This is a genomic window from Sporosarcina sp. P18a, from assembly GCF_002743135.1.
Taxonomy (GTDB): Bacteria; Bacillota; Bacilli; order Bacillales_A; family Planococcaceae; genus Sporosarcina.
Genome location: NZ_PDYQ01000001.1, coordinates 1,388,727 through 1,412,258, shown reverse-complemented (window position 1 = coordinate 1,412,258; position 23,532 = coordinate 1,388,727). Strand labels below are relative to the sequence as shown.

25 protein-coding genes are annotated in these 23,532 nt (G+C 39.1%); 15 read left to right on the top strand and 10 right to left on the bottom strand.

From position 1 onward, the window contains the following. The first annotated feature begins 411 nt into the window (after positions 1-411). Positions 412-1,176: a TerC family protein gene (locus tag CSV75_RS07175; protein WP_099675224.1), complete on the top strand. Its 765-nt coding sequence runs from the start codon at positions 412-414 to the stop codon at positions 1,174-1,176. A gap of 163 nt (positions 1,177-1,339) precedes the next feature. Next, the gene (locus tag CSV75_RS07170; protein WP_099675223.1) at positions 1,340-2,689 is read left to right on the top strand and encodes a TrkH family potassium uptake protein; all 1,350 of its coding nucleotides are present in this window, start codon (positions 1,340-1,342) and stop codon (positions 2,687-2,689) included. A gap of 49 nt (positions 2,690-2,738) precedes the next feature. Here CSV75_RS07170 and CSV75_RS07165 read toward each other — a convergent pair whose 3' ends face one another. Further along, a complete protein-coding gene (locus CSV75_RS07165; protein WP_099675222.1) occupies positions 2,739-4,493 on the bottom strand; it encodes a B12-binding domain-containing radical SAM protein in 1,755 nt (584 codons plus the stop codon). A 182-nt stretch (positions 4,494-4,675) separates the two neighbouring features. Between CSV75_RS07165 and CSV75_RS07160 the strand changes: the two genes are divergently transcribed. After that, complete coding sequence (locus tag CSV75_RS07160) at positions 4,676-6,049, top strand: ATP-binding protein (RefSeq protein ID WP_099675221.1); 1,374 nt, start codon at positions 4,676-4,678, stop codon at positions 6,047-6,049. Between the two features lie 69 nt (positions 6,050-6,118). Here CSV75_RS07160 and CSV75_RS07155 read toward each other — a convergent pair whose 3' ends face one another. Beyond that, positions 6,119-6,766, bottom strand: coding sequence for a hypothetical protein (locus CSV75_RS07155; protein ID WP_099675220.1), 648 nt, complete (start codon positions 6,764-6,766; stop codon positions 6,119-6,121). 21 nt (positions 6,767-6,787) lie between these two features. Next, positions 6,788-7,018 carry a YkvS family protein gene (locus CSV75_RS07150; RefSeq protein WP_099632392.1) on the bottom strand — a complete coding sequence of 77 codons (231 nt, stop codon included), beginning with the start codon at positions 7,016-7,018 and terminating at the stop codon, positions 6,788-6,790. A 237-nt stretch (positions 7,019-7,255) separates the two neighbouring features. Here CSV75_RS07150 and CSV75_RS07145 point away from each other — a divergent pair, with 237 nt between their 5' ends. The 6 genes from CSV75_RS07145 to CSV75_RS07120 all read left to right on the top strand — a co-directional run bounded on the left by CSV75_RS07145 (position 7,256) and on the right by CSV75_RS07120 (position 11,886). After that, positions 7,256-7,414: an aspartyl-phosphate phosphatase Spo0E family protein gene (locus tag CSV75_RS07145; RefSeq protein ID WP_099675219.1), complete on the top strand. Its 159-nt coding sequence runs from the start codon at positions 7,256-7,258 to the stop codon at positions 7,412-7,414. Between the two features lie 188 nt (positions 7,415-7,602). Further along, complete coding sequence (locus tag CSV75_RS07140; RefSeq protein ID WP_099675218.1) at positions 7,603-8,472, top strand: NAD(P)-dependent oxidoreductase; 870 nt, start codon at positions 7,603-7,605, stop codon at positions 8,470-8,472. A gap of 154 nt (positions 8,473-8,626) precedes the next feature. Then, positions 8,627-8,857, top strand: a complete 231-nt coding sequence (locus CSV75_RS07135) for a hypothetical protein (protein ID WP_099632389.1) — start codon at positions 8,627-8,629, stop codon at positions 8,855-8,857. Between the two features lie 136 nt (positions 8,858-8,993). After that, positions 8,994-9,431, top strand: coding sequence for a cyclic-di-AMP-binding protein CbpB (cbpB, locus tag CSV75_RS07130; protein ID WP_099632388.1), 438 nt, complete (start codon positions 8,994-8,996; stop codon positions 9,429-9,431). A 141-nt stretch (positions 9,432-9,572) separates the two neighbouring features. Next, complete coding sequence (locus CSV75_RS07125) at positions 9,573-11,012, top strand: MDR family MFS transporter (protein WP_199171325.1); 1,440 nt, start codon at positions 9,573-9,575, stop codon at positions 11,010-11,012. Beyond that, on the top strand, positions 10,999-11,886 hold the full coding sequence (locus CSV75_RS07120) for a transcriptional regulator CcpC (protein WP_099671885.1): 888 nt from the start codon (positions 10,999-11,001) through the stop codon (positions 11,884-11,886). Before CSV75_RS07125 ends, CSV75_RS07120 begins: the two co-directional genes overlap by 14 nt. Positions 11,887-12,133: 247 nt before the next feature. Here the strand turns inward: CSV75_RS07120 and CSV75_RS07115 are convergent, their stop codons facing one another. The 4 genes from CSV75_RS07115 to CSV75_RS07100 form a co-directional block, all read right to left on the bottom strand. Next, positions 12,134-13,324: an MFS transporter gene (locus tag CSV75_RS07115; protein ID WP_099675216.1), complete on the bottom strand. Its 1,191-nt coding sequence runs from the start codon at positions 13,322-13,324 to the stop codon at positions 12,134-12,136. Positions 13,325-13,462: 138 nt separating this feature from the next. Continuing rightward, positions 13,463-13,918, bottom strand: coding sequence for a TlpA disulfide reductase family protein (locus tag CSV75_RS07110; RefSeq protein WP_099632384.1), 456 nt, complete (start codon positions 13,916-13,918; stop codon positions 13,463-13,465). Positions 13,919-14,009: 91 nt separating this feature from the next. After that, positions 14,010-14,552, bottom strand: coding sequence for a peroxiredoxin (locus tag CSV75_RS07105; RefSeq protein WP_099632383.1), 543 nt, complete (start codon positions 14,550-14,552; stop codon positions 14,010-14,012). Positions 14,553-14,717: 165 nt separating this feature from the next. Further along, positions 14,718-15,020: a hypothetical protein gene (locus CSV75_RS07100; RefSeq protein ID WP_099675215.1), complete on the bottom strand. Its 303-nt coding sequence runs from the start codon at positions 15,018-15,020 to the stop codon at positions 14,718-14,720. 201 nt (positions 15,021-15,221) lie between these two features. On the opposite strand from CSV75_RS07100, the gene CSV75_RS07095 reads away from it, so the two are divergent. From CSV75_RS07095 to CSV75_RS07075, 5 genes are read left to right on the top strand one after another with little or no spacing between them, the layout of a single operon-like run. After that, a complete protein-coding gene (locus CSV75_RS07095; protein ID WP_199171306.1) occupies positions 15,222-16,328 on the top strand; it encodes an ABC transporter ATP-binding protein in 1,107 nt (368 codons plus the stop codon). Next, complete coding sequence (locus CSV75_RS07090) at positions 16,318-17,130, top strand: ABC transporter permease (protein WP_099675213.1); 813 nt, start codon at positions 16,318-16,320, stop codon at positions 17,128-17,130. Before CSV75_RS07095 ends, CSV75_RS07090 begins: the two co-directional genes overlap by 11 nt. Beyond that, positions 17,127-17,924 carry an ABC transporter permease gene (locus tag CSV75_RS07085; protein WP_099632379.1) on the top strand — a complete coding sequence of 266 codons (798 nt, stop codon included), beginning with the start codon at positions 17,127-17,129 and terminating at the stop codon, positions 17,922-17,924. The genes CSV75_RS07090 and CSV75_RS07085 overlap by 4 nt, the downstream gene beginning before the upstream one ends. Then, the gene (locus CSV75_RS07080; protein WP_099675212.1) at positions 17,921-18,994 is read left to right on the top strand and encodes an ABC transporter substrate-binding protein; all 1,074 of its coding nucleotides are present in this window, start codon (positions 17,921-17,923) and stop codon (positions 18,992-18,994) included. Before CSV75_RS07085 ends, CSV75_RS07080 begins: the two co-directional genes overlap by 4 nt. A gap of 36 nt (positions 18,995-19,030) precedes the next feature. Next, positions 19,031-19,690: a potassium channel family protein gene (locus CSV75_RS07075; protein ID WP_085428510.1), complete on the top strand. Its 660-nt coding sequence runs from the start codon at positions 19,031-19,033 to the stop codon at positions 19,688-19,690. A 308-nt stretch (positions 19,691-19,998) separates the two neighbouring features. On the opposite strand, the gene rnjA is transcribed toward CSV75_RS07075, so the two are convergent. From rnjA to def, 3 genes are all read right to left on the bottom strand, one after another. Further along, on the bottom strand, positions 19,999-21,666 hold the full coding sequence (gene rnjA / locus CSV75_RS07070; protein WP_099671891.1) for a ribonuclease J1: 1,668 nt from the start codon (positions 21,664-21,666) through the stop codon (positions 19,999-20,001). Positions 21,667-21,669: 3 nt separating this feature from the next. Then, positions 21,670-21,879, bottom strand: a complete 210-nt coding sequence (locus tag CSV75_RS07065) for a DNA-dependent RNA polymerase subunit epsilon (RefSeq protein ID WP_099632376.1) — start codon at positions 21,877-21,879, stop codon at positions 21,670-21,672. A 241-nt stretch (positions 21,880-22,120) separates the two neighbouring features. Further along, positions 22,121-22,678, bottom strand: a complete 558-nt coding sequence (def, locus tag CSV75_RS07060; protein WP_099671892.1) for a peptide deformylase — start codon at positions 22,676-22,678, stop codon at positions 22,121-22,123. 169 nt (positions 22,679-22,847) lie between these two features. Here def and CSV75_RS07055 point away from each other — a divergent pair, with 169 nt between their 5' ends. Then, positions 22,848-23,486 (top strand): YkyA family protein, encoded by a 639-nt coding sequence (locus CSV75_RS07055; RefSeq protein ID WP_099675211.1) that lies wholly within the window; start codon positions 22,848-22,850, stop codon positions 23,484-23,486. Positions 23,487-23,532: the final 46 nt, after the last annotated feature.

Genomic DNA, 23,532 nt, shown 5'->3' with positions numbered 1-23,532 from the left:
TTTCATTTGTCGGCTTTTTTATTAAATTGAATAAATCATGTCAAGGAAAAGTATAGTGGTAGGAGTAAACTATACAATGGACAGTACCCACGTGATACGCTTACATGTACATCAAAGTAGTTATGCATACTAAATTGAATAGCTCTACAGGCATCGCCTAAATCATTTGCAAATCAAAGTTATCATGTTATAATACTTTAAAAGTATCCGATAACTTAATAACTTTTGACGCAATGTCAAGGGGGAGTAGCTATAGGGAAACCTATTTCATAATCGTCAATACGTGACCGCCACAATGGTCATCGGTTATGATAGCTGGATTTTGAACGTAAAATTCCAACTTAGCGAGACCTTTGCCTAATTATTAGGTGAGGGTCTTTTTTATTTTGTAGAAAATAAGGAGGCATTATGTTGGATCCGATTTTATTAGAATATGCATGGGTACTCCTAGTGTTAATTGTACTCGAGGGCCTATTAGCGACAGACAACGCGGTAGTAATGGCAGTAATGGTAAAGCACTTACCGAAACTCCAACAAAAGAAAGCATTATTTTATGGTTTGCTAGGGGCATTCGTCTTTAGATTCACTGCACTATTTATGATTACGTTTTTAGTGAAGTTCTGGGAGATACAAGCAATCGGTGCCATTTACTTATTGTTTATATCCGGTAAAAATATATACGATAAATTGACCCATAAGCCAGAAGGGCATCCGAATAAGAAACCTAAAAAACAATCCGGTTTCTGGATGACTGTGTTGAAAGTGGAACTTGCAGATATTGCGTTCGCTTTGGACTCTATGCTTGCGGCTGTTGCGCTTGCCGTAACATTGCCTGAGTTAGGTGACTTCCATATCGGTGGCATTAATGGTGGGCAGTTCGCTGTGATGTTGCTAGGTGGTATGATTGGTTTAGTCATGATTCGATTTGCAGCGAAACAATTTGTGGTAATGCTTGAAAAGTATCCAACCTTGGAAACTGCAGCATTCTTAATTGTCGGATGGGTAGGTGTAAAGCTAGTTGTATTAACGCTGGCACACCCTGCGCTTCTCATCATTCCAGAAGCATTCCCACACTCTACAATGTGGAAAACAACATTCTGGGTTGTGTTATTAATCTTAGCTATCGGCGGATATCTACTGGCCGTTGCAAAATCTAAAGTGAAAGCTAACAGATAATACGAAAGCAGTCTCTTCCATGTGAACGGAAGAGACTGCTTTTTTGTTGCCTCAGTTTAGAATTGTATAAAGAGTGTAATGTTCTATATATAGCTATCTTTTCATCAAGGGATTTGATAAAGTAGGAAAATGAAGTTTCCGTTATGAAAGGAATTTGAAAAAGATGAGGCTTTCCAGGGAAGTTTTTCATAAGTTTACGCCAGCACAGATTATCGCCTTCTACTACTTTTTGGCAATTGCATCTTCTTTTGTCTTGTTAAACTTGCCGGGTGTCTATAAACCGGGCGTGAAGGTAGCCTTCGTAGATAGTTTATTTACGGCTGTGAGCGCCGTGAGCGTAACGGGTTTGTCTTCTATTAGTATCGGAGAAACTTACTCTGTATTTGGCATTTGCATGATTATGCTCGTCCTTCAGCTCGGTGGTATTGGCATCATGTCATTAGGAACATTTTTCTGGCTAGTTGTAAAGAAAAGAATAGGCATGAGAGAGCGGCAACTGATTATGGTGGACACGAATCAGTACACATTACAAGGTGTCGTTCAATTAATACGTCAAATCATCCAAATTATCGTAGCCATTGAGATTATTGGTGGCGGTATTTTAACATTATATATTTATCGTTCTTACAATTCATTTAGTGAAGCGTTGTTGAATGGCATGTTCATGGCGGTGTCTGCAACTACGAATGCGGGTTTTGACATTACGGGTTCATCGATGATACCGTATCATGATGATTACTTCGTGCAACTTATACTGATGATATTAATTATTTTAGGTGCTATTGGCTTTCCAGTTCTGATTGAAGTGAAGAGCTTCTTTTCGAAAAAAGTGCCGCATTTTCGCTTCTCCCTTTTCACTAAGATTACGACCGCGACATTCGGTGTTCTGTTACTTGCAGGTACATTCACTATTTGGGTGTTAGAATCATTGAATTCATTTAAAGGAATGAGCTGGCATCAGCAATTTTTCACGGCGTTATTCCATTCAGTTTCTGCACGATCGGCGGGTCTTGTGACGTATGACGTAACGCAATTTAGTGAAGCAACAGATATTTTTGTCAGTGCGCTCATGTTCATTGGTGCTTCGCCCAGTTCAGTAGGTGGCGGTATCCGCACGACGACCTTTGCTATTGCGCTATTATTTCTCATTAACTTTGCGAAGGGGAATGACGTTATACACGTTTTTAAACGCCAAATTAAACTAATTGACGTATTCCGATCGTATGCAGTCATCCTCGTAGCGTGCTTTATGGTGTTGGCGGCATTATTGTTGCTATTACTTACGGAGCCTGGAATACCTGTAATTCCGTTGTTATTTGAAATCACATCCGCTTTTGGAACGTGTGGCATGTCACTTGGTATTACAAGTGATTTATCAGTGTTCGGTAAAGTGATTATTATGGTGCTAATGTTTATCGGTCGAGTAGGTTTGATATCGTTCATCTATACGATAGGTGGCAAATCGAATAAAACACCTTATCATTACCCACAAGAGCGTGTAATTATTGGTTAATAGGAAATATAAAACCGCAGCAAGCGAATTTTCGCATGCTGCGGTTTTATTATAGATAAACGGTGTCTAGTGCTTGTTCAGACAGATGGTAGAGCTGTGCTTCTTTACTTGGTGTGTATTGGACAATCAGATAACCGGGATCTTTTATTACGGATAGATCTTCTTTTAATTTAGCTGAGGTCTTTGTGATGAAAACTTGCTTTCGAATCGTTCGTTCAGTGTAATCCATTGACTCAAACGTATCACCAAGCAAATGTGGGGAACGTAAGAGTAATTGATAGACCTCTTTTAACTCTTCTTCAGGCACACCAGAATTCCACCAGATCTTTCTTGGCAAAAACTTTTGATGAAGTAAATAGTCCATCTTCAATAGACTTTCTGCTATAGAAGTATCGATTTTCAATACTTCTTCTAGGAAGCGTTCCAAGCGAGTGAATAAGTCTTCGAACTGATGACCGATTCGTGACCAACCTTGCTTCTCCCAAAATGCTCCGAATAATTGGAAGAAGTCAAATGGTGTATCGACCAATTCCGTGACAATATACTCCATAGAGTGTATGAATCGACCTGAATTCCAATATTTCTCGAGAATGTCTTCTGTTTGTTTAATCTTCAGCATATCATCAAAGGACAGGACATTATTTGATACAATTTCATAAGGGGCGGTGTCGATGTAACGATAACCATATTGCTCTGCCTGGATACGTAAACCGGTTCCGCGTAGTAGCTTCAAAAAGCCTAACTGTAATTCTTCAGGTCGTAAAGCAAACACTTCGTTGAACGTATCACGGAAAGATGCATAATCTTCTTCAGGAAGTCCAGCAATCAAATCAAGGTGCTGAGCAATTTTTCCACCTTCTTTTACCATAGTGACCGTTCGCGATAACTTAGTGAAATTTTGTCTTCTTTTAACCAATTCATTGGTTAGGTCATTGGTAGATTGCACACCAATTTCAAATCTAAATAGACCTTTGGGTGCATTGTCATTTAAAAACTGAATCACTTCTGGCCGCATGATATCACCGGTGATCTCGAATTGAAAGACGGTTCCAGGCAAATGTTCATCTATAAGAAACTGGAACATTTCCATTGCATAACTTCTACTAATATTGAATGTACGGTCGACAAATTTAATCGTTTTTGCGCCATGTTGCATCAAGTAGCGAATGTCTTCTTTTATGGCCTCTCGATTAAAGTATCGAACACCCACTTCGATTGAAGAAAGGCAGAATTGACAAGAGAATGGACAGCCGCGACTTGTTTCGATATACATTACACGATTTGTGAGATGCGGAATATCCTCCGGAAAACGAAAAGGGGAGGGCAGTTCCCGAAGATCCAATTTAGGACCTGGAGCTGTAATCTTTAATTTTCCTTCTGTACGATATGCAATACCCTGTACAGAAGAAAGATCAGTTTGTCCATCGACTGCTCGAAGTATATCCTTAAACGTCTTTTCGCCTTCTCCTATCGCAATAATATCGATTTCCGGTACTCTTTTTAACCACTGATCATAGTCATACGTTACTTCAGGTCCACCACAAACTATTACGGTTTTAGGACTTGTCAATTTCAGCATACGAATTACTTTTATAGTTTCTTCTATATTCCAAATATATACACTGAAACCAACGACGTCTGGGGAATGTTGATATAGATCCGAAACGATTGAAAGTGTAGGATCATGAATGGTAAATTCAGCTAGTTCACAATGGAATTCAGGTGCGGCGAAAGCTTTCAAGTAGCGAATGGCGATATTGGTATGTATATATTTAGCGTTTAATGTAGATAAAATGATGCTCATGACAAAACTCCTAATCTATAAATAATATAAATAAATGAAAAAAACAAAATAGACTATCAGCCTATGTGAACCAGTTTGTCATTATGGCATAATAAGATTCTATCAGAATTTACTTCCAAGTAAGAAAGATATTACAAGCAATTGATGGGTAGTTGCTATTTTGTGAAGGGGGTATTGCTCAAGTGCTAAAAACACTAGATCTTAAACGTCATCTAGAAAGTTCACTTTTTAAAATCGTCTTGGATGAAGAAGGCGATATACTCGATATGACGGAAGCTGTTAAATTATTAATGCCTAAAGATTTTATACCACACCATATATCTGAAATGTTTGACCATCGTTTGTTGGAAGAAATAGAGAAGCGATTGTTTCTGATGAAAACAGAAACTATAGCCGATCAAACTGTATTGACTGGTCATCTAACTATGCCAAATGACAATCGTGAACCCTGTCATATTATATACCAACAATATAGCAGTAGGGCCCTTTTAACAATAAAAATTGGTGAACAAAATCATAAATTGCATCAACTATATGAAAGCGCTTATTTAACGGCGACTATGCCAATGGCGTTAGTGAACGAATCGGGATATATTATTTCGACAAATGACCTATTTTCAGAAATCTTCCCAGACCAAACTACTAGTGAACTGTTACATCTACAAGATCTTTTTAATGTAATGGTTCCCACTTCTCCGTTTTCTTTTGAAGAATATATCTTAAGAGTACTGACACAAGAATCATCGACAGTGAAAATGTCTTACACATCCAAGGGAATACAGCGTTTCCAAGAGGTTAGTTTGAAACTGGATTGTAAAACACAAATGTTCATCTTACGAATTGAAGATATTACTGAACGAGAACGTCTATTTGAGCAACTAGCGCACTCCGATCAATTAAGCACGACTGGAGAAATTGCTGCAAGCATTGCACATGAAGTACGCAATCCGATGACAACATTACAAGGGTTTCTTCAACTACTGGAACACGAAGTAACTGGAAATGCCCAAATGTATGTAAACGTCATTCAAGATGAAGTCAAACGCATGAACGAAATATTGAACGAAATGCTCGCATTATCAAAACCAACTGTTGACGAAATCACTATATTTTCATTATCCGTTTTAATAGAAGACGTACTTATATTGCTTCGCCCTAAAGCATTGTTGGATCAAATTCATTTAGTAAATGAATTTAATGCTACCGGGTCATTATTAATTAAGGCCAATCCTAACCGTATTAAACAAGTATTCATTAATCTTCTTAAAAATGCAATGGAAGCGATGAGTACAAATGATACGTTGTCTGTCTTGATAAGCGAAGGTGATCAGCAGAATGTAGATATCTTTATATCCGACACAGGGAGTGGAATGGAAAAAGAGATGCTTGAAAATTTATTCTTGCCATTTATTACAAACAAACCGGGAGGAACCGGTTTAGGACTTCCATTTGTTAAGAAAACCGTTCAAGAGTACGGTGGATCTATATCTGTTACTAGTGAAATCGGCAAAGGAACGGTTTTCCATTTATCATTTCCACAAATTTTCGTATCGTGATCAGAATGATTGAAAGTCCATATAGAAGAGGCCAATCCTATAAGGATAGGCCTCTTCTATATGGATATATCACTTGATTGTAGCTGCCATATCCTTAAAGTCTGTTATATGTTCGTTGTCTTCTTGAGCGTAAATGGTTACACGAATTAACTTGTCTTCACGTTCGATGACATAGCCTGTAAAATAACCTTCAGGAGAATCTACTACTGCACCCTTAACAGACAGAATATCATCAGCTTGTGGAAGATCTGTTTGCTCTGTTATCTCAACAGGTGTTCCACTGTCACTTGAAGCCGTCAACAATTCTTCCATATTTTCATAGAGTTCATCAAAAGTATAGGATTCCTCGTCTTTAGACATAGTTTCGATTCGCATGAATATTTCGCCGTCTTCTTCCAGATATAGACTATCTCTTCCTGGTTCTTCACTTGTAAGTTTATATCCAGGGAGTACCTTCATCGAGTAATCTTGTTCATCGCTTGTTGTTTCCACAGCATTTTTCATTCCATTGTCGTCTGTTCCTACTTCAGTGTCTGTTTCATTTTCTGCTTCATTCTCGGAAGAAGTGCTATCTTCCACATCCGTTACGGGAGCAGCAGGTTCTTCTATAGCATTACCTGTTGTATCCTTTTCCGGATCTGCATCAGATGTTCCGCATGCAGCAAGCATGATAGAGGCCGTCAGTGAAGTGAAAATAATACGCCATTTGTTGTTCATATGGTACCACTCCTTCTTATACTATTCTATTCTATTGGACGGATCACAGCGAGGAATGTTTCCTTCTTGCGAACTACTACTCAAAATGATATAACGTTTATGATTGATGACTGTTTTCTCCTGCATGACCGATTCATCGAAGTCTTTCATATACGTTAAGTCTACAATTACAGAGTTTTCGTTCACTTTTTCCACAATTCCTTGTAAGCCTTCCTTGAATTCTATAATATCACCTATTTCTGCAATCGTCATTCTAACCATCCTTTCTTCAATCATCCTGTACTTTAAGTGAAACAATGAATCATACTATTGGGAATTCCTTTATAGTTTGCCTTATAATCTTCAAAACGTAAAGTCTTATTTCTAGAAATCAAGAAAATATACATATGTAAATAATGTCGCAAAATGTCGATACTATTTCGGTTTAATAAAATTGAATTGTTGGTATATTAAAGAATAGAGTAATTAAAGACGGAAGGTGTGCAACTAGTGCATAAATGCAATGTAGAAATTGAACGTGTGAGAAAACAACTAATCCAAGTCGCAGAAAAATATGGTATGAACGCTGAGAACACCATTGAACTTAGTCGTAAATTAGATGTATTGATTAATGAATTCAACGAGAAAAAAGAAACACAATCACCTTAAATTAATAACAAATTGAATGTTTAACTTAAAATAGAAGTGGGAACAATATAAATGAACACAGCAACATTCTCATTTCCCCCTTTTGTGGACCAATCTTGTATTGGTCCTCTTTTTTATGTCTGCTCAATTGTAAAAATATTTGAACTTCTGTACGATGGACATAAACATATATCATGAGGAGTGGGAATATGCAAAAAGAAAAAATTTCATTTATTGGTACAGGTGTGATGGGTTCTAGTATTATTAAGCATTTGCTTAACGCATCTTATGAAGTAACCGTATACACTAGAACGAAAACAAAGGCCGAACCATTGATGGCTTTAGGAGCTAAATGGGCTGATCACGTGGCTGAAGCTATTAAAGATGCGGACATTATTTTCACGATGATTGGCATGCCAGCCGACGTGGAGGACGTGTATTTTTCCCGTCAAGGTATATTTGCAAACAGTCGCCCTTCTCAGACTGTAGTGGATATGACAACTTCAAGTCCAGAGCTAGCCGTTGCCATTGCAGAAAAGGCAGCTTCATTACAAATGAATGCCCTTGATGCACCTGTATCTGGTGGAGATATAGGCGCTCGAAATGGCACACTTTCTATCATGTGTGGGGGTCAAAAAGATTTATTTGAAAAGCTGTTACCAGTTATGTCTGTTTTCGGCAAACAAATTATCTATCAGGGACAAGCGGGAGCTGGGCAACACGCCAAAATGTGCAATCAAATTACTGTCGCTGGAAATATGATAGGAGCATGCGAAGCGATTGCATACGCTATGAATTCAGGTCTTGATCCGGACACCATGTTACAATCCGTCACTTCGGGTGCAGCGAATTCCTTTAGTTTATCGGACCTGGGCCCCCGAATTATTAACGAGAATTATGAACCAGGATTTTATGTAAAACATTTTGTAAAGGATCTAAATATTGCCTTACAGGAAACAGAAAGAATGAATCTGAAATTGCCAGGATTACAGCTAGCTCGCGATATGTATACGGAATTACTCGCTAAAGGTTATGGGGAAAAAGGAACACAAGTTTTGATTAAAAAGTATATAGAGTGAAATATAAGCAAATCATAGGTGCTTCTTTATATATGTCGTCTAAAGAATCCAAACGAACAAATTGCGAATGATTTATTGAATGTTAAGTGTGCATACTTACTCACTTATTGCACATGCTCTTTCATATAGTATGTGCGAAAAGGAGGGAGTTATGATGTGGGATATTTGGTTGTGGCCAATGGTGTTTGTAACCGTCATTATGCTAGGGATCGGAATAGCTGGGGTAGGAAAAATGAGTCGTGCATTCCAGTTAAATGAAAAGGATCGTATACCGAATGTTGTAGCGAAGCATCCATTTACAATGAATCCATTACTGTGGATTATCATTATCGCTTCAGTTTTTATCTTTATCATCATTTTTTATTACTGGGCCTCTTTCTATTAAAGAAAGAGGTTTTTTGTTTTGTGAATCCGCTTTCTTTTGAGGTGAGAGATGGATTTTTGTGGTATGATGGATGGGAAGCAGTGAACGGACTTTTAGGTAAATGTATGTAGATGAAGAACAGAAGGAGCGATCACCTATGGTTTCTATAAACAATAAAGATTTTCTTACCGCACCCATCGTAGACCAAATTATTTCTTCGGAAAAAGTTGCTCACGTGCAAATTGGCAATAACGCAGAGCATGCGCTACTTGTTTTGACGAAGACTGGCTATTCCGCGATCCCTGTACTGGATAATCAGTATCATTTGAAAGGGCTCCTTGGGATTGGGATGATTACAGATTCCATTTTGGGCATGGAACGCATTGAATATGAGAGATTAGAAGATATAAAAGTAGATGAAATTATGGATACGAATCTACCAACGATTCGTGTCAATGACCGTTTTCAACGTGCTGTCGATCTATTGATTGATCATCCATTTCTCTGTGTTACAGAAGAGGATGGAACATTTGCAGGTATTATTACACGACGTGTGATTATGAAAGAGTTTAAAAAATATATTTACAATGTATAATGTATGGATGTAGATAAAACAGTGAAGCGAATATATCGGTAAAATATAAAAGGGCTCCGATAAAGGGGTCTTTTTCTAATAGATGGAGTTGAAATAGCTGTGCGTAAAGAAACTAATCGGCCCTTTGTACTTGCTGCTGTTATGCTCGCTATGTTTGTGGGAGCAGTTGAAGCGACTATTGTTACCACAGCCATGCCGACGATCGCTTCCGAATTAGGTGGATTTTCACGATATAGTTGGATATTCTCATCTTATTTATTAATGAGTACCGTGACGGTCTTGATTTATGGAAAGTTAGCCGATTTATTTGGTCGAAAACCGATTTTTTTTATGGGCTTAACGATTTTTTTAATTGGTTCCATACTTTGTGGATTTGCTACCACAATGGAGCAATTAATTGTCTATCGTCTCATACAAGGTTTGGGAGCAGGAGCTGTTATGCCAATTGCGACTACAATTATTGGCGATATTTATTCAACGGAAGAACGTGCGAAAATACAGGGGTATTTGTCGAGTGTGTGGGGCGTTTCTGCAGTTTCGGGCCCTGTCATTGGCGGATTGCTTGTACAATACGTAAGCTGGCAATATATATTTTGGGTGAACGTACCGCTCGGACTACTTTCAATGGGTGTCATTTATTTCTTTTTATATGAACCAAAAGAAACACAAAAAGCTTCTGTAGATTACAAAGGTGCTTTTTTCCTAACATCTGCTTTGGCGACCATCTTAATCTGGCTAGTAGAGGGAGGTCAAGGATTTGGACGTCTTTCAGCTTTCGGTATAGCATTGATCATAGTTTCAGGGATTTCATTTTGGTTATTTTTTAGACAAGAAAAGTTGGCGAAAGATCCACTTATTTCTTTTGGCATATGGAAAAACCCCGTTATTTTATATGCGAATCTCGTCTCGTTGACTACTGGAGTTATTTTAATAGGGGTTTCTTCTTATTTACCTACTTACGTATCTGGAGTCATGGAACAACCAGCAATCATAGCAGGTTTCACATTAACTGCCATGTCAATTGGTTGGCCTTTAGCTTCCTCGTTGGCAGGGCACTTACTCATACGATTCGGTCCATTTCTCGTATCGTTTGCAGGTGGTGTGTCCCTTGTGATTGGCACCATGATGTTTGTCTTCATGAACGCGACGCTAGGGCCGGTATGGGCGGGGTGTTCAAGTTTCTTCATAGGTGTCGGAATGGGGCTGACCAATACCTCCTTTATTGTGACGATTCAAGGAGCTGTGCCACGCGTACAAAGAGGCTCGGCTACCGCAACTAATATGTTCATGAAGAATTTTGGCAATACGATTGGTGCTTCTGTGTTTGGTGCCATTTTGAACGCTACACTCATTACCTATTTTGCCAAAGAAAAATTGCCCTACACGATTGATGATGTAAATACATTGTTAACCGAAGATGGTCGTTCGATGATTGCATCACAAGAGCTAATCAGTTTACAATATGGTTTGGATAGTTCGTTGCACGGGGTGTATATTGCGATTGCCGTATTTGCGGTCATCAGCTTATTGTTGATTTTACGAATTCCACGAGGGAAGGTGCAAGATCATGTCAACAATTGAGTTGGATATCATCAAAGCTTTGGCTGAAGAAGGTAATATGCGAAAAGCGTCAGAGCGCCTTCATTTGTCTCAGCCTGCTTTGTCACAGCGCCTCCAGACGATTGAAAAAGAATGGGGCATGCAGTTGTTCATACGTTCGCAAAAAGGCTTGGAACCGACACCAGCAGGCGAACACGTCATCAGCTATGCGAAGGAAGCATTGGCGAAGAAAGATGAGACGATGGAATTGATTGCCTCGCTCGAAGATAAAGTACATGGAACATTGAAGATTGCTTGTGCCTCTATAATCGGTCAAACTTGGTTGCCCCAAGTATTGAAAGACTATGTAGCACTTTACCCCGACGCTAAAATTTCATTGATGACAGGATGGAGTTCAGAAATCTCCAAAGCATTGTACGAAGGGGAAGCGCATATAGGTATTGTTAGAGGGCAAACAGACTGGAAAAGTAATCGCGTCTATTTATTTCGTGATCAGCTCTATCTAGTAGATTCTGAAATCTCTACAATTGATGAATTAAAAGACACGAACCGTCACTTCATTCAGTACAAAAGTGATTCAAACTATTACATGGAAATCCAGCGCTGGTGGAATAAGCACTTCAATCAAAACCCAAGCCGTCAAATCGTAGTGGATCAAATTGAAATGTGCAAGCAACTCGCGTTGAAAGGTATAGGTTATGCCATACTGCCTTCTATTACATTGTCAGGCGATGAAAAAGTCAATCTGATCCCGTTGCTCAATAGCGAAGAAGAGTTTGAGCTGACACGTGATACATGGCTGATTGGCTATAGTTCTACTTTTGAATTGAAGCAAGTGAAGGCATTTGTAGATATCGTGCAAGAGTATGCAGAGTTATTAAGAAAAGGTAAATAAAAAGAGGCGGGGACAAAACCTCAAAAGGTATGAAGGAGAAGACACCTTCATACCTTTTTTAACTCACTGAAACTTATTTATAAAGTTTAATTAGTTAGTAATCAAGAGTGTAGCGTAGGGGAACGGACTGTTTTTTAAGTTATGTCCCACCTCTTTAAATGAAGACAAACTCTAGGAGTTCTAGAGTTTGTCTTCATTTTTTACTACGATAAAACGTTTCTGATTACTGCGGCTAACACGACCTGTGTCATGGAGTCCTGGCAGATTCTATAAGTGGCTTGTTGTTTCTAGCCCAGTACAAAGCGAGAATAAAGCAGAGTAAGAGAATGATTGTGCCGACTATATAGGGAGATTCCATATTCCAGTCGAATATGTATCCAGCCGTGGCTGGACCAATCATGTTTCCTAGACTCATATAAGCATTCATCATACCGGCTGCGTAACCTTGTTCTTTACCGGCGAGTTTCGATACTAAGGTGTTGACTGCTGGTCGCAACAATGAAGTGGCGGTTGAGAAGATCGTTGACACCAAGAGAATAGTGAAGAATGTATTCACGAATAAAATGCCTAACATTGCGAAAGCAGCTAAGACTAAATTGACTAAAATAATACGCATTTCGCCAAAACGTTTGAACAAACGATCGATGACAAATGTCTGGATGATGACACCTACAAATCCGCCGACTGTAATAATGACAGCGATTTGAGCAGGCGTATAGTTATACTTATGATCCACATACAACGAAATGGTGGATTGGAAATTAGCTAATCCGAATGAAAATACAAACATGACAATCAGCATAATGAAATAAGAAGTTTGTGTAGATCTACGCATTTGTTGGAAGATGTTTTCGTTCATTGTGATTCCTTGCAGTATAGGCTTAGGGTTAGGTAGAAGCAATAAGGACACGATCGCCGCTAGAATAGACGCGGATGCAGCGAAATAAAATGGGAAATATAAGCTGATTTTAGATAAAAAACCGCCAATTCCAGGACCAATCATAAAACCTAAAGACATTGAAGCGCCAAGTAATCCCATTCCGCGACCGCGGGTTTGAGTGGATGTAATATCCGCTACAAATGCCATAGTAGGCGGAATAATAAAGGCGGCACCTAAGCCGGAAAAGAATCGTGCGAGATAGAGCATCCATAGCTCAGTTGATAAACTAAAAGCTAATTGAGAAAGTCCGTAGATAATTAAACCGAAAATAATAATGCTTTTTCTGCCGTATTTGTCTGAAAGATTTCCTGCAATCGGAGAAAAGATAAATTGTGCGAAAGAGAACATGGCAATCAATAGGCCGAGTGCGCGTCCTGCGACTCCGAAAGTACCTAAGAATTCAGGCATAATGGGGATGATCAAGCCGACACCAGCCATTGCGATGAACATGTTGAACATTAAAATATAAAGTGCGATTTTTGTAGGTATTTTGTTCATTCGGCAGCTCGCTTTCTAAAAACTTTTTACTAATCGTATCATAAATAAATCGGCAATGTCTGTCTCATGTTTGCTATAGGGGATTATGAGGAGAAGGCAGAAAAAACGACTCCTTTTAGAAAAGAGTCGATGGTACAATTAATCTTCTTTTTTCATTTCATCTAGCACGCGATTTACACGTTTTTCTAGCATTTTCATACCACTACCGCCAGCTTGGAAATGGCGTAATTGACCATCTTTGTCAAAGACATAGTAGGCAGGGACATATTGGTTTTCAAATGCATCGTTTAACTTCAATTCGCTATCAACGAAAATAGGTTGTGTAATATCATGCTCAGCTGCTACTTCCTTGATTTGTTCCAAATCGACATCGTCTTCTGAACGAGGCATGTGTACGGCTACCACATTCAGTTCCTCTTTGTATCGATCTCTGAAATTGTTTACATCCGGCATCGCTTCTTTGCACATGTGACAACTTACAGACCAGAAGTGGATCAGTGTCGGTTTTTCTCCAACAAGTTCCGATTTAGAAGTTTCACCATTCAACCAAGTAGTAGCACCTTGAAGTTCAGGCATTTGCTCACGTAATTTCATCAAGAATTCCTCCTAGCTAAGTGGGTGTATATAGTATGTGATAAAAAAATCCCCACGAATAGTGTAACGCGTGGGGATGGTTGTCCAAAAATTAAAGAGTTTTTTGACCTGGACGCCAGTTTGCTGGGCAAAGACCGCCAGTTTGTAGTGCCTGTAGTACACGAAGAGTCTCGTCCACGTCACGACCGATATTGTTATGGAATACTGTCTGATACTGAAGTTCACCTTCAGGGTTGATGATGTAAAGGCCGCGTAATGCAATACCTTCCTCTTCGATCAATACACCATAGTCGCGTGAAACAGAGTGGTTAGTATCTGCTGCTAGTGGGTATTTTAGTTGTTCAAGACCATTGTCTTTACGATCAGTGTTGATCCAAGCGAGGTGAGTGTGGATAGTATCAGTAGAAACACCGATTACTTCTGCATCCAAGTCTTCGAACTCATCGTAACGATCCGACATTGCAGTGATTTCTGTTGGACATACAAAAGTGAAGTCCATTGGATAGAAGAAAAGAACTGTCCATTTGTCGTTCTTCATGTTTTCTTGTAAACTAACTTTACCAAAAGATTTGTCAGCTAGTACTGCTTCCATTGTGAAATCTGGAGCTTGTTTACCTACCATACGCTCAGCCATTATATAAAACCTCCAATTAGTCTTTTGTACAACAACATGACTGTGTTGCACAATTATAATTAGAATAACAAAGTTTCATGTAAAATTCAATTAGAATGACTCGAAGATAATAATTATTATTATAAAGAGCGATACACTTCATATATTTAGGATTTGAGCATCTGATTACTCAAAGTCTTGTTTACAGTCAGAAGGTTTTACTGGGCGTGTTTGACATGTTTTGCAATTAGGATCACAAATCATTTCTCGCCATTCATTGCAATCTTTACAGTAACGTGCGTCAAATTCATCGCTATAATGTAATGGCTCCATGCACTCTACGCAATGAGAGGCCATCTCTTTCCATGTTCGGATTTTTTTATTATTTACTAGAAAAATTCCTTCTAGATGATTTTCTCTTGTTGCGGGTTCGTTTTTTCGAATCCGCTTGGCATCAGAGTCCAAATAAAAAAATAAATGGTCTTCCAACTGAATCCCTCCTCAATATATGGTTTCATTCTACTATGTCATCTGCGAAAAAACAATAATCATGACTATTTTCCTGTAGGCTGTTTTCTGATTCTACTTATAATAGGTAGTTGATTTCACCAACATTTTGTGTATAATGAGTGAGTTTACAACTGTTCATTCATTACAAGAAATAATATGTTTAAGCAAGGAGGAGACGTATTGACTACTAACCCGATTATTCGTTTTGAGAATGTTACAAAACGCTATAATGAATCTTCAACTGTCCTCGATCGTGTTTCGTTCGAAATGGAACGCGGTAAGTTTTATACATTACTTGGACCTTCAGGCTGTGGAAAAACGACTATTTTACGTTTGATTGCCGGATTTACGGAAGCGACAGATGGGGGAATCTTCTTTAATGGAAAGAAGATCAACTCGGTACCCGCAAATGAACGCCAAGTGAACACGGTATTTCAAGATTACGCATTGTTTCCTCATTTGAATGTGTATGAAAATGTTGCATTCGGTTTACGTATAAAAAAAGTGAATAAGAATGAAGTGGATCGCCGGGTAAAAGAAGCGTTGAAGTTCGTGAATCTAGCTGATTATGAAACCCGTGAAATTACTGAAATGTCAGGTGGGCAGCGTCAACGCGTGGCCATAGCTAGAGCGATCATCAATGACCCTGAAGTGATTTTACTGGACGAGCCATTGTCGGCGCTAGATTTGAAATTACGTTCTGAAATGCAATATGAATTGCGAGAGCTCCAGCAGCGTCTAGGCAAGACTTTTGTTTTTGTTACACATGACCAGGAAGAAGCACTTGCGATGTCCGATGAAATTTTCGTTATGAATAATGGAGAAATTCAACAGTCGGGGACACCAATCGATATTTACGATGAGCCCATCAATCGTTTTGTGGCAGACTTTATTGGTGAATCGAATATAGTAACTGGAAGAATCATTGAAGATTATTTAGTGGAATTTACCGGTAAACAATTTCCGTGTGTAGATGGAGGATTCTATCCTAATGAAAAAGTCGATATCGTCATTCGTCCTGAAGATTTGGAAATGACGACTGTTGAAAAAGGGAAATTAAGTGTCACTGTAGATACGCAATTATTCCGGGGTGTACACTATGAACTGTCAACGTACGATTCTGATGGTAATGAGTGGCTAGTCCATTCAACGAAACCAGCGGATGTAGGAACGTTAATCGGTTTAGATTTTGAACCAGCAGACATTCACGTTATGCGTTTAAATGAATCTGAAGCGGATTTTGATGCACGTCTGGAATCGTTTGGAGTTGCGGAAGATGAGGAGTAAAAATCCGTTACGTTTTATATATGCCACACCGTATGCAGCCTGGTTATTATTATTTGTGCTAGCACCGATTGCCGTTATTGTGTATTATTCATTTTTTGATTTGTCGGGCCATTTAACGTTAGCTAACTATCGAAACTTCTTTACATCGATCTATTTCAAATTAACGATAAGTTCGTTTTGGTATGCATTTCTCATAACTTTTTTTGCTTTATTGATATCCTATCCGACAGCCTACTTTTTAACGAAGACGAGGCATAAGCAGTTGTGGTTGTTACTCATTATCATACCTTCATGGATTAATCTGTTGTTAAAGACTTACGCATTTATCGGATTAATGGGGATTTATGGGCCAATTAATGCCTTTTTGGAGGCTGTCGGGATAGGCAGTCAGCAAATATTATTCACTGATTTCAGTTTCGTGTTTGTTTCCGTGTATATATTTATTCCATTTATGATATTGCCTATTTTTAATGCTTTGGATAAAATCAATCCTACTTTATTGGATGCATCGAAAGATTTAGGAGCGAATGCATGGGTGACATTCAAACGGGTGATTTGGCCATTGACTACGGATGGCGTGAAATCAGGTATACAAGTTGTGTTCATACCGGCACTCTCTTTATTTATGATTACCCGTTTAATTGCCGGTAATAAAGTGATTACACTTGGTACCGCAATCGAGCAACAGTTCCTTGTTACACAAAACTGGGGAATGGGATCTACGATTGCTGTCTTTCTCATCATCTTCATGTTCTTAATTATGGTACTGACTTCTGGTAAAAAGGGGGGCATCATTAAATGAAGAAACTGGGGATTTTGCCGAGAATTTATTTGGCAGCAGTCTTTGTAATTTTATATGCTCCTATTTTTTATCTCATATACTACTCCTTCAATTCGGGAGATGGGATGTCGCATTTCGAATCATTCACTTTGGATCACTATCAAGCGGTATTTCAAGATACGCGACTTCTAATTATTGTCTTAAATACAGTCATTATCGCATTATTATCGGCCCTACTGTCTACTACAATCGGTGTGATTGGTGCGCTCACCATTTACTTCATGAAAAATAAATCTGCACGTCAAGCGGTATTGTCGCTAAATAATATATTGATTGTCAGTCCAGATGTAATTATCGGTGCATCTTTCTTAATATTATTCACGTTGGTTGGTGTGAAATTGGGCTTTGCTTCGGTGCTAATTTCTCATATCGCTTTTAGTATACCGATCGTCGTCATTATGGTGCTGCCGAAGTTATTAGAAATGAGTACGACGTTAATAGATGCAGCACGGGATTTAGGCGCTTCACGTAAAGATATATTGACGCGTGTCATATTGCCTTATATTAAGCCGGGGATTTTCGCAGGGTTCTTTCTTGCGTTAACCTATTCATTGGATGATTTTGCTGTTACTTTTTTCGTGACAGGAAATGGATTTTCTACCCTGTCCGTAGAAATTTATTCTATGGCACGCACGGGAATCACGTTGACAATCAATGCGCTATCCGGATTGATCTTCTTAATAACAATAATTCTAGTGCTTGGTTATTATATAATCGGAAATAAAGCAAAATCACCTCAGGGGGTGAAAAAATGAAAGGATTAATGAGTAGTGCGTTTGTGATCCTACTCGTTTCGGGACTCTTGTTGTTCACTAATTATCAGCTCGAGCATAAGGCGGGGCGAGCAGGTAAAGACACGATTACAGTATACAACTGGGGAGAGTATATTGACCCAGATCTTCTGAAGCAATTTGAAGAAAATGAAGGCATCAAAGTAATTTATGAAACGTTTGATTCGAATGAAGGTATGATGGGAAAAATTGAACAAGGGGGAACTGCTTACGATGTAACAGTTCCGTCCGAATATGCGGTGCAGATGATGAAAGAGAAAAATCTTTTACTGCCACTCGATTTCTCGAAAATTCCGAACGTTAAACATATCGATCCATACTTCATGAATTTACCGTTTGATCCAAACAATCAATATTCGATTCCATATTTCTGGGGAACAGTGGGTATCGCATATAATGCATCCTTATTGGAAGGTCAGACGTTTGAGAGTTGGGAGAGTTTATGGGATGCTTCACTGCGGCAGAAGCTCATTTTGGTCGATAGTGCGCGAGAAGTGATCGGAATATCATTGAATTCACTTGGCTACTCATTGAATTCAACTAGTTTGCAGGAACTAAAAGAGGCAACAGACAAGCTAGAAACGATGGGTCCGAACGTTAAAGCGGTTATAGGCGATGAAGTTACCCAACTTATGATCAATAACGAAGCGTCCGTTGCACTCACGTGGTCTGGCCAGGCGGCAGATATGATTTCTGAGAATGATGATATTAATTATATCGTGCCGAATGAAGGTTCGAACTTATGGTTTGATAATATTGTTATCCCGAAAACCTCTACGAATGTTGAAGGTGCACATAAATTTATTAATTTCATGCTGGATCCTGAAGTGGCGGCGCAAAACGCAGAATACGTGGGCTATTCTACGCCGAATACTGCAGCATTGTCATTTATGGATGAAGATATTACAGGTGATGAACGATTTTATCCTGATGAAGAGGCAAGGAAAAACCTTGAAGTGTATGAAAATTTAGGTTTAGAAACACTTGGAGTGTATAATGAGTTATTCCTGAAATTTAAAATGGGATTGCGATAAGACATGTGACTATTCGCAATGGCGAGGAGTAATGAGATGAAAAAGGAATTTGTAGTAATTGGCTTAGGTCGTTTTGGTGGCAGTATCGTTAAAGAACTAATTGAACTGGAAGCCGATGTTATGGCGATTGATAAGTCCCAAGAACGCGTAGAGGAATTTGCGAATATTGCTACACAAGCTGTGGCTGTCGATACGACGGATGAAGCAGCATTGCGGTCGTTAGGCATACGAAATTTCGAACATGTGGTAATCGCAATCGGTGAAAACATTCAAGCGAGCATTTTGACTACGTTGATTTTGAAGGAAATCGGTGTACAGCGAATTACAGTGAAAGCCCAAAATGACTACCATGAAAAAGTGTTGCGAAAAATCGGAGCGGATCAAGTTGTTCACCCTGAGCGGGATATGGGAAAGCGCATTGCGAATAACTTGGTTTCGAATAATATTCTGGATTATCTGGAGTTATCCGATGAATACTCTATCGTGGAGATTCAAGCTAATAATCACATCGCAGGCTCTTCGCTAATAGATTTGGATATCCGTGCCAAGTACGGTGTGAATATTGTAGCGATCAAGCGTGGAACACATATACTAGTCTCTCCACAGGCGATTGAGCAAATAGAAGTGAATGATGTGTTGATTGTGATTGGTTCTGATTTAGATATTCATCGGTTTGAACGGAAGGCATTGCATTAATGAATAGAAAGTGGGAGAAGGGGAGAGCGCCGTTGATCGACGTTCCAGGCGGACGCTTTCCTATGGACCCGCGGTGAGCCAACCAGGTCGCAAGCTCCCTTTGGTTGTCTCACCTGTCGAGCTGATCCATCAGTCGTCGCCTTTCACTTAGGAACAACTAGTGTTGTTTTTCAACTTGGAACATCTAGTAAATGGTTAAAAGATCGTATAAAAAATCTAAATAAAAAAATGAAGGCAACCCCTAATTTATAGGAGTTGCCTTCAGTCCAGAGCAAGTGCTAATGTGCGCTTGCTTTTTTGTATGCTTTTTAGAGTTCCATAATGACAGGAAGGATCATCGGCTTACGTTTCGTTTTCTCGTATAAATACGGAACGAGTGTATCGATGATATCGCCTTTGAGGTTGTTGACGGAATCAGGTTTAGCAGCCAGTTTGCGTTGTAATGTTTTCGAAAGCATATATTGTGCTTCATTGATCATAGCGCCTGATTCACGCATATAGACGAAACCGCGTGAGATCAGGTCAGGACCAGATACTAAACGGTTCTTTTTGGTGTCGATGGTTGCTACAACGATGACTAGACCATCTTCAGAAAGAATTCGTCTGTCGCGTAGTACAACGTTACCAATATCCCCAATACCGCTTCCATCGATGTATACATCGCCTGAAGGTACACGTCCGGCAAGTCTTGCTGTCGAGTCAGTGAGTGCGAGTACATCACCATTGCCCATAATGAAAATGTTATCAGGTTCAACATCACAGTCTATGGCAAGTTGGGAGTGCATATTCATCATGCGGTATTCACCGTGGATTGGCATGAAGTATTTAGGTTTGATTAAACGTAACATCAGCTTTTGCTCTTCCTGTGACCCGTGACCGGATGTGTGAATGTTGTTTAATGGACCATGAATAACTTCTGCACCTGCACGGAACAATGAATTAATCGCTTTGTTGACACTTAGAGTATTACCTGGAATGGGTGAAGATGAGAAAATAACGGTATCACCAGGTTGGATTTGGACTTGTCTATGCGTACCGTTTGCGATACGTGATAGTGCAGCCATCGGTTCACCTTGGCTACCTGTACATAAAATCATCACTTTATTAGCTGGAAGTCGGTTGAGTGATTGAGCATCTACGAATAAATCTTTCGGAGCATCAATATAACCAAGTTCGCGACCTATCGTGATGGCATTATCCATACTACGCCCGAAGACAGCGATTTTACGACCAAAAATCTGCGCCGATTCGATCACTTGTTGTAATCTATGGATATTTGAAGCGAATGTAGCGAAAATAATCCGACCGTCTACAGTGCGGAAAATATCATTTAGGCTTTCTCCAACTTTACGTTCAGACATCGTGAAGTTCGGTACTTCTGCATTTGTACTATCTGATAACAAACAAAGTACACCTTCACTACCAATTTTGGCCATCTTATGCAAGTTAGCAGGTTCACCGACAGGCGTAAAGTCGAACTTAAAGTCACCTGTATGAACGATGTTTCCGGAAGGAGTTTTAACCACTACTCCGAATGCATCAGGAATACTGTGCGTTGTTCTGAAGAATGATACGGCGGTTTTACGGAATTTGATAAAATCATCTTCTTCAATTTCATGAATTTCCGTAGTGCGCAACAAACCGTGTTCTTCCAACTTATTGCGAAGTAAACCAATTGCTAATTTACCACCGTAGACGGGAACGTTCACTTTGCGTAATAGATAAGGAATTCCACCGATATGGTCTTCGTGACCATGTGTGATGAAAAGGCCTTTAATCTTATCAATATTGCGTTCAAGATAAGTGTAATCTGGAATTACATAGTCAATACCAAGCAATTCATCTTCAGGAAACTTAATTCCGGCATCAATAATGATGATTTCATCTTGGAATTGTACACAATACGTATTTTTACCGATTTCACCTAGTCCGCCTAGGGCAAAAACGGCTGTTTCATTGTTTTTAATAGATTTCATTGATTAGACCTGCTCAACGTGAAAGTCTGGGGAGGCTTGTTCATATGCTAAATGCTCGCCCTCCAGCTTTTGTACGTATTCAATCATAAGATCGCGATCTTTAAGTTGATCACGGACTTCTTTTTCTGATTCAGCTTCTACATACAAGCTGAGTGTGTTCTCGCGGACTGGAACTTCATGTACGTTTAAATGGTAATATACTTTAAAAATCATGTTTAACTCTCCTTTTTACGTTCCTAATAATACATATCATCAATAATAGCATGCAATTTCCCTAAAATAAAGAAAAGCCCACCAATTTAGTTGGCGGGCGTAAATGTCTAAGCAATTGTCTTTTTACCGAGCAGGCCATTAAGTCGTCTTAGCAGTTTGCGTTTTAGACGTTTGTACATGGCATCATCACTCCTTGACAAGACTGTAACAGAAAAACATCATCCTGTCAAGTGTAAGAGCTTTACTCTCTGTCGAATGCTGTTGCGCCGGGGACTTCCTTGTAAGGGGCATTCGCATCAATATGATCATAAAACATAATGCCGTTCAAATGATCGAGTTCATGCTGGAATGCAATGGCGGGTAATCCCTTTAGACGTTTTTTGATTACGTTTCCTTCTTTATCAAAAGCTTTTACGGTGATTCTTGCATACCGGGGAACATAACCAGGCACTTCACGATCTACTGATAAACAACCTTCACCGGTTTCTATATAGGTCTTTTCAACGGAATGGCTAATAATTTTCGGGTTAATAGCTATAAAGTTTTCCAATAGAACTTCGCCGTCCGGGATATGCAGAGCGAAGATTCTTTTAGATGCATTGACTTGTGGAGCGGCCAAACCGATGCCAGATCGTAAGCCGTATTTTTTACTCAACTCATCATTTTGGCTGTTGACGACATATTCCAACAGATCATCGCATAATTGACGGTCTTCATTACTTAAAGGAAAACTCACCTCTTTTGCTTTTAATCGCAACGTTGGGTGACCCTCCCGGATAATATCATTCATTAAAATCATTTCTACTCTTCCTCTCGGATATATTAGGTATAGTACAATCTACGATAAAATAGTAACTATTGTGCATGAAGGGTATATAATCGTAAAAACCAATTTCCTCTTATACAGTATAGACGAATGAGAAAAATGGTGAAAGAAAAAAGTATATAAAGTGTCTGGAGGGTTATTAATGAAGAAAGTAATTTGTGTATTGTTCATCTTCCTTCTACTAACTAGTTGTTCCAAAGAGACTGAAGTAACTCAACAACTTACAGATTTACTCGTGGTTCTGAATGAAAAAGAAAAACAAGGGAACAACTTTGGGAAGAAGTTACACGAGAAGGAGCAGAATGAACAAGTCTTGTTTATTGAGACAATGGAACTGACTCAACAGCAATATCAAGAAGTGAAACAACAAGTGGTTGCGATGAAAAAGTCTGCACATGAACGGGCTCAACTGTTAGAAAAAGAGGAAAGTGCTTTACACGAGTCGAAGAAAGCGATAGACCGGATGTCTGAGTGGGTAGAGCGTATGGAATTACATGATTCACTAGATGAAGTAGTTGGAGCATTGTATGAACGTTCTGAAATACAAGAGACATTCATCATGCAGTATAAAAAACTTATAGATAGTCAGACGCAATTATATACGCAAATTGAAGATCCATCCATCCGCGAGCATGAACTTCAAAAGCATGTTCGTGATGTAAATGATTTAATCACTTCTAGCCAACAATCACTTATAGAATTCAATGAAGCAACTAGGGAAGTAAACAGGTTAGTGGCCCGCGCTTTGAAAAGTTTAGAAAACAATAAAAAGGAAATATAAAGTAGTGAGTAGGTAGGATTAAAAGCGATAACTAGTACGCGATAGG

What these genes read in the sequence shown, in the direction of transcription:
- CSV75_RS07165 (WP_099675222.1), bottom strand. Translation starts at nt 4,493, where the DNA reads ATGAGCATCATTTTATCTACATTAAACGCTAAATATATACATACCAAT.
- CSV75_RS07170 (WP_099675223.1), top strand. Translation starts at nt 1,340, where the DNA reads ATGAGGCTTTCCAGGGAAGTTTTTCATAAGTTTACGCCAGCACAGATT.
- CSV75_RS07140 (WP_099675218.1), top strand. Translation starts at nt 7,603, where the DNA reads ATGCAAAAAGAAAAAATTTCATTTATTGGTACAGGTGTGATGGGTTCT.
- CSV75_RS07105 (WP_099632383.1), bottom strand. Translation starts at nt 14,552, where the DNA reads ATGGCTGAGCGTATGGTAGGTAAACAAGCTCCAGATTTCACAATGGAA.
- CSV75_RS07135 (WP_099632389.1), top strand. Translation starts at nt 8,627, where the DNA reads ATGTGGGATATTTGGTTGTGGCCAATGGTGTTTGTAACCGTCATTATG.
- CSV75_RS07125 (WP_199171325.1), top strand. Translation starts at nt 9,573, where the DNA reads ATGCTCGCTATGTTTGTGGGAGCAGTTGAAGCGACTATTGTTACCACA.
- CSV75_RS07155 (WP_099675220.1), bottom strand. Translation starts at nt 6,766, where the DNA reads ATGAACAACAAATGGCGTATTATTTTCACTTCACTGACGGCCTCTATC.
- CSV75_RS07150 (WP_099632392.1), bottom strand. Translation starts at nt 7,018, where the DNA reads ATGACGATTGCAGAAATAGGTGATATTATAGAATTCAAGGAAGGCTTA.
- CSV75_RS07120 (WP_099671885.1), top strand. Translation starts at nt 10,999, where the DNA reads ATGTCAACAATTGAGTTGGATATCATCAAAGCTTTGGCTGAAGAAGGT.
- CSV75_RS07115 (WP_099675216.1), bottom strand. Translation starts at nt 13,324, where the DNA reads ATGAACAAAATACCTACAAAAATCGCACTTTATATTTTAATGTTCAAC.
- CSV75_RS07075 (WP_085428510.1), top strand. Translation starts at nt 19,031, where the DNA reads ATGAAAAAGGAATTTGTAGTAATTGGCTTAGGTCGTTTTGGTGGCAGT.
- CSV75_RS07110 (WP_099632384.1), bottom strand. Translation starts at nt 13,918, where the DNA reads ATGAAATTACGTGAGCAAATGCCTGAACTTCAAGGTGCTACTACTTGG.
- CSV75_RS07065 (WP_099632376.1), bottom strand. Translation starts at nt 21,879, where the DNA reads ATGATTTTTAAAGTATATTACCATTTAAACGTACATGAAGTTCCAGTC.
- CSV75_RS07080 (WP_099675212.1), top strand. Translation starts at nt 17,921, where the DNA reads ATGAAAGGATTAATGAGTAGTGCGTTTGTGATCCTACTCGTTTCGGGA.
- CSV75_RS07090 (WP_099675213.1), top strand. Translation starts at nt 16,318, where the DNA reads ATGAGGAGTAAAAATCCGTTACGTTTTATATATGCCACACCGTATGCA.
- CSV75_RS07085 (WP_099632379.1), top strand. Translation starts at nt 17,127, where the DNA reads ATGAAGAAACTGGGGATTTTGCCGAGAATTTATTTGGCAGCAGTCTTT.
- def (WP_099671892.1), bottom strand. Translation starts at nt 22,678, where the DNA reads ATGATTTTAATGAATGATATTATCCGGGAGGGTCACCCAACGTTGCGA.
- rnjA (WP_099671891.1), bottom strand. Translation starts at nt 21,666, where the DNA reads ATGAAATCTATTAAAAACAATGAAACAGCCGTTTTTGCCCTAGGCGGA.
- CSV75_RS07055 (WP_099675211.1), top strand. Translation starts at nt 22,848, where the DNA reads ATGAAGAAAGTAATTTGTGTATTGTTCATCTTCCTTCTACTAACTAGT.
- cbpB (WP_099632388.1), top strand. Translation starts at nt 8,994, where the DNA reads ATGGTTTCTATAAACAATAAAGATTTTCTTACCGCACCCATCGTAGAC.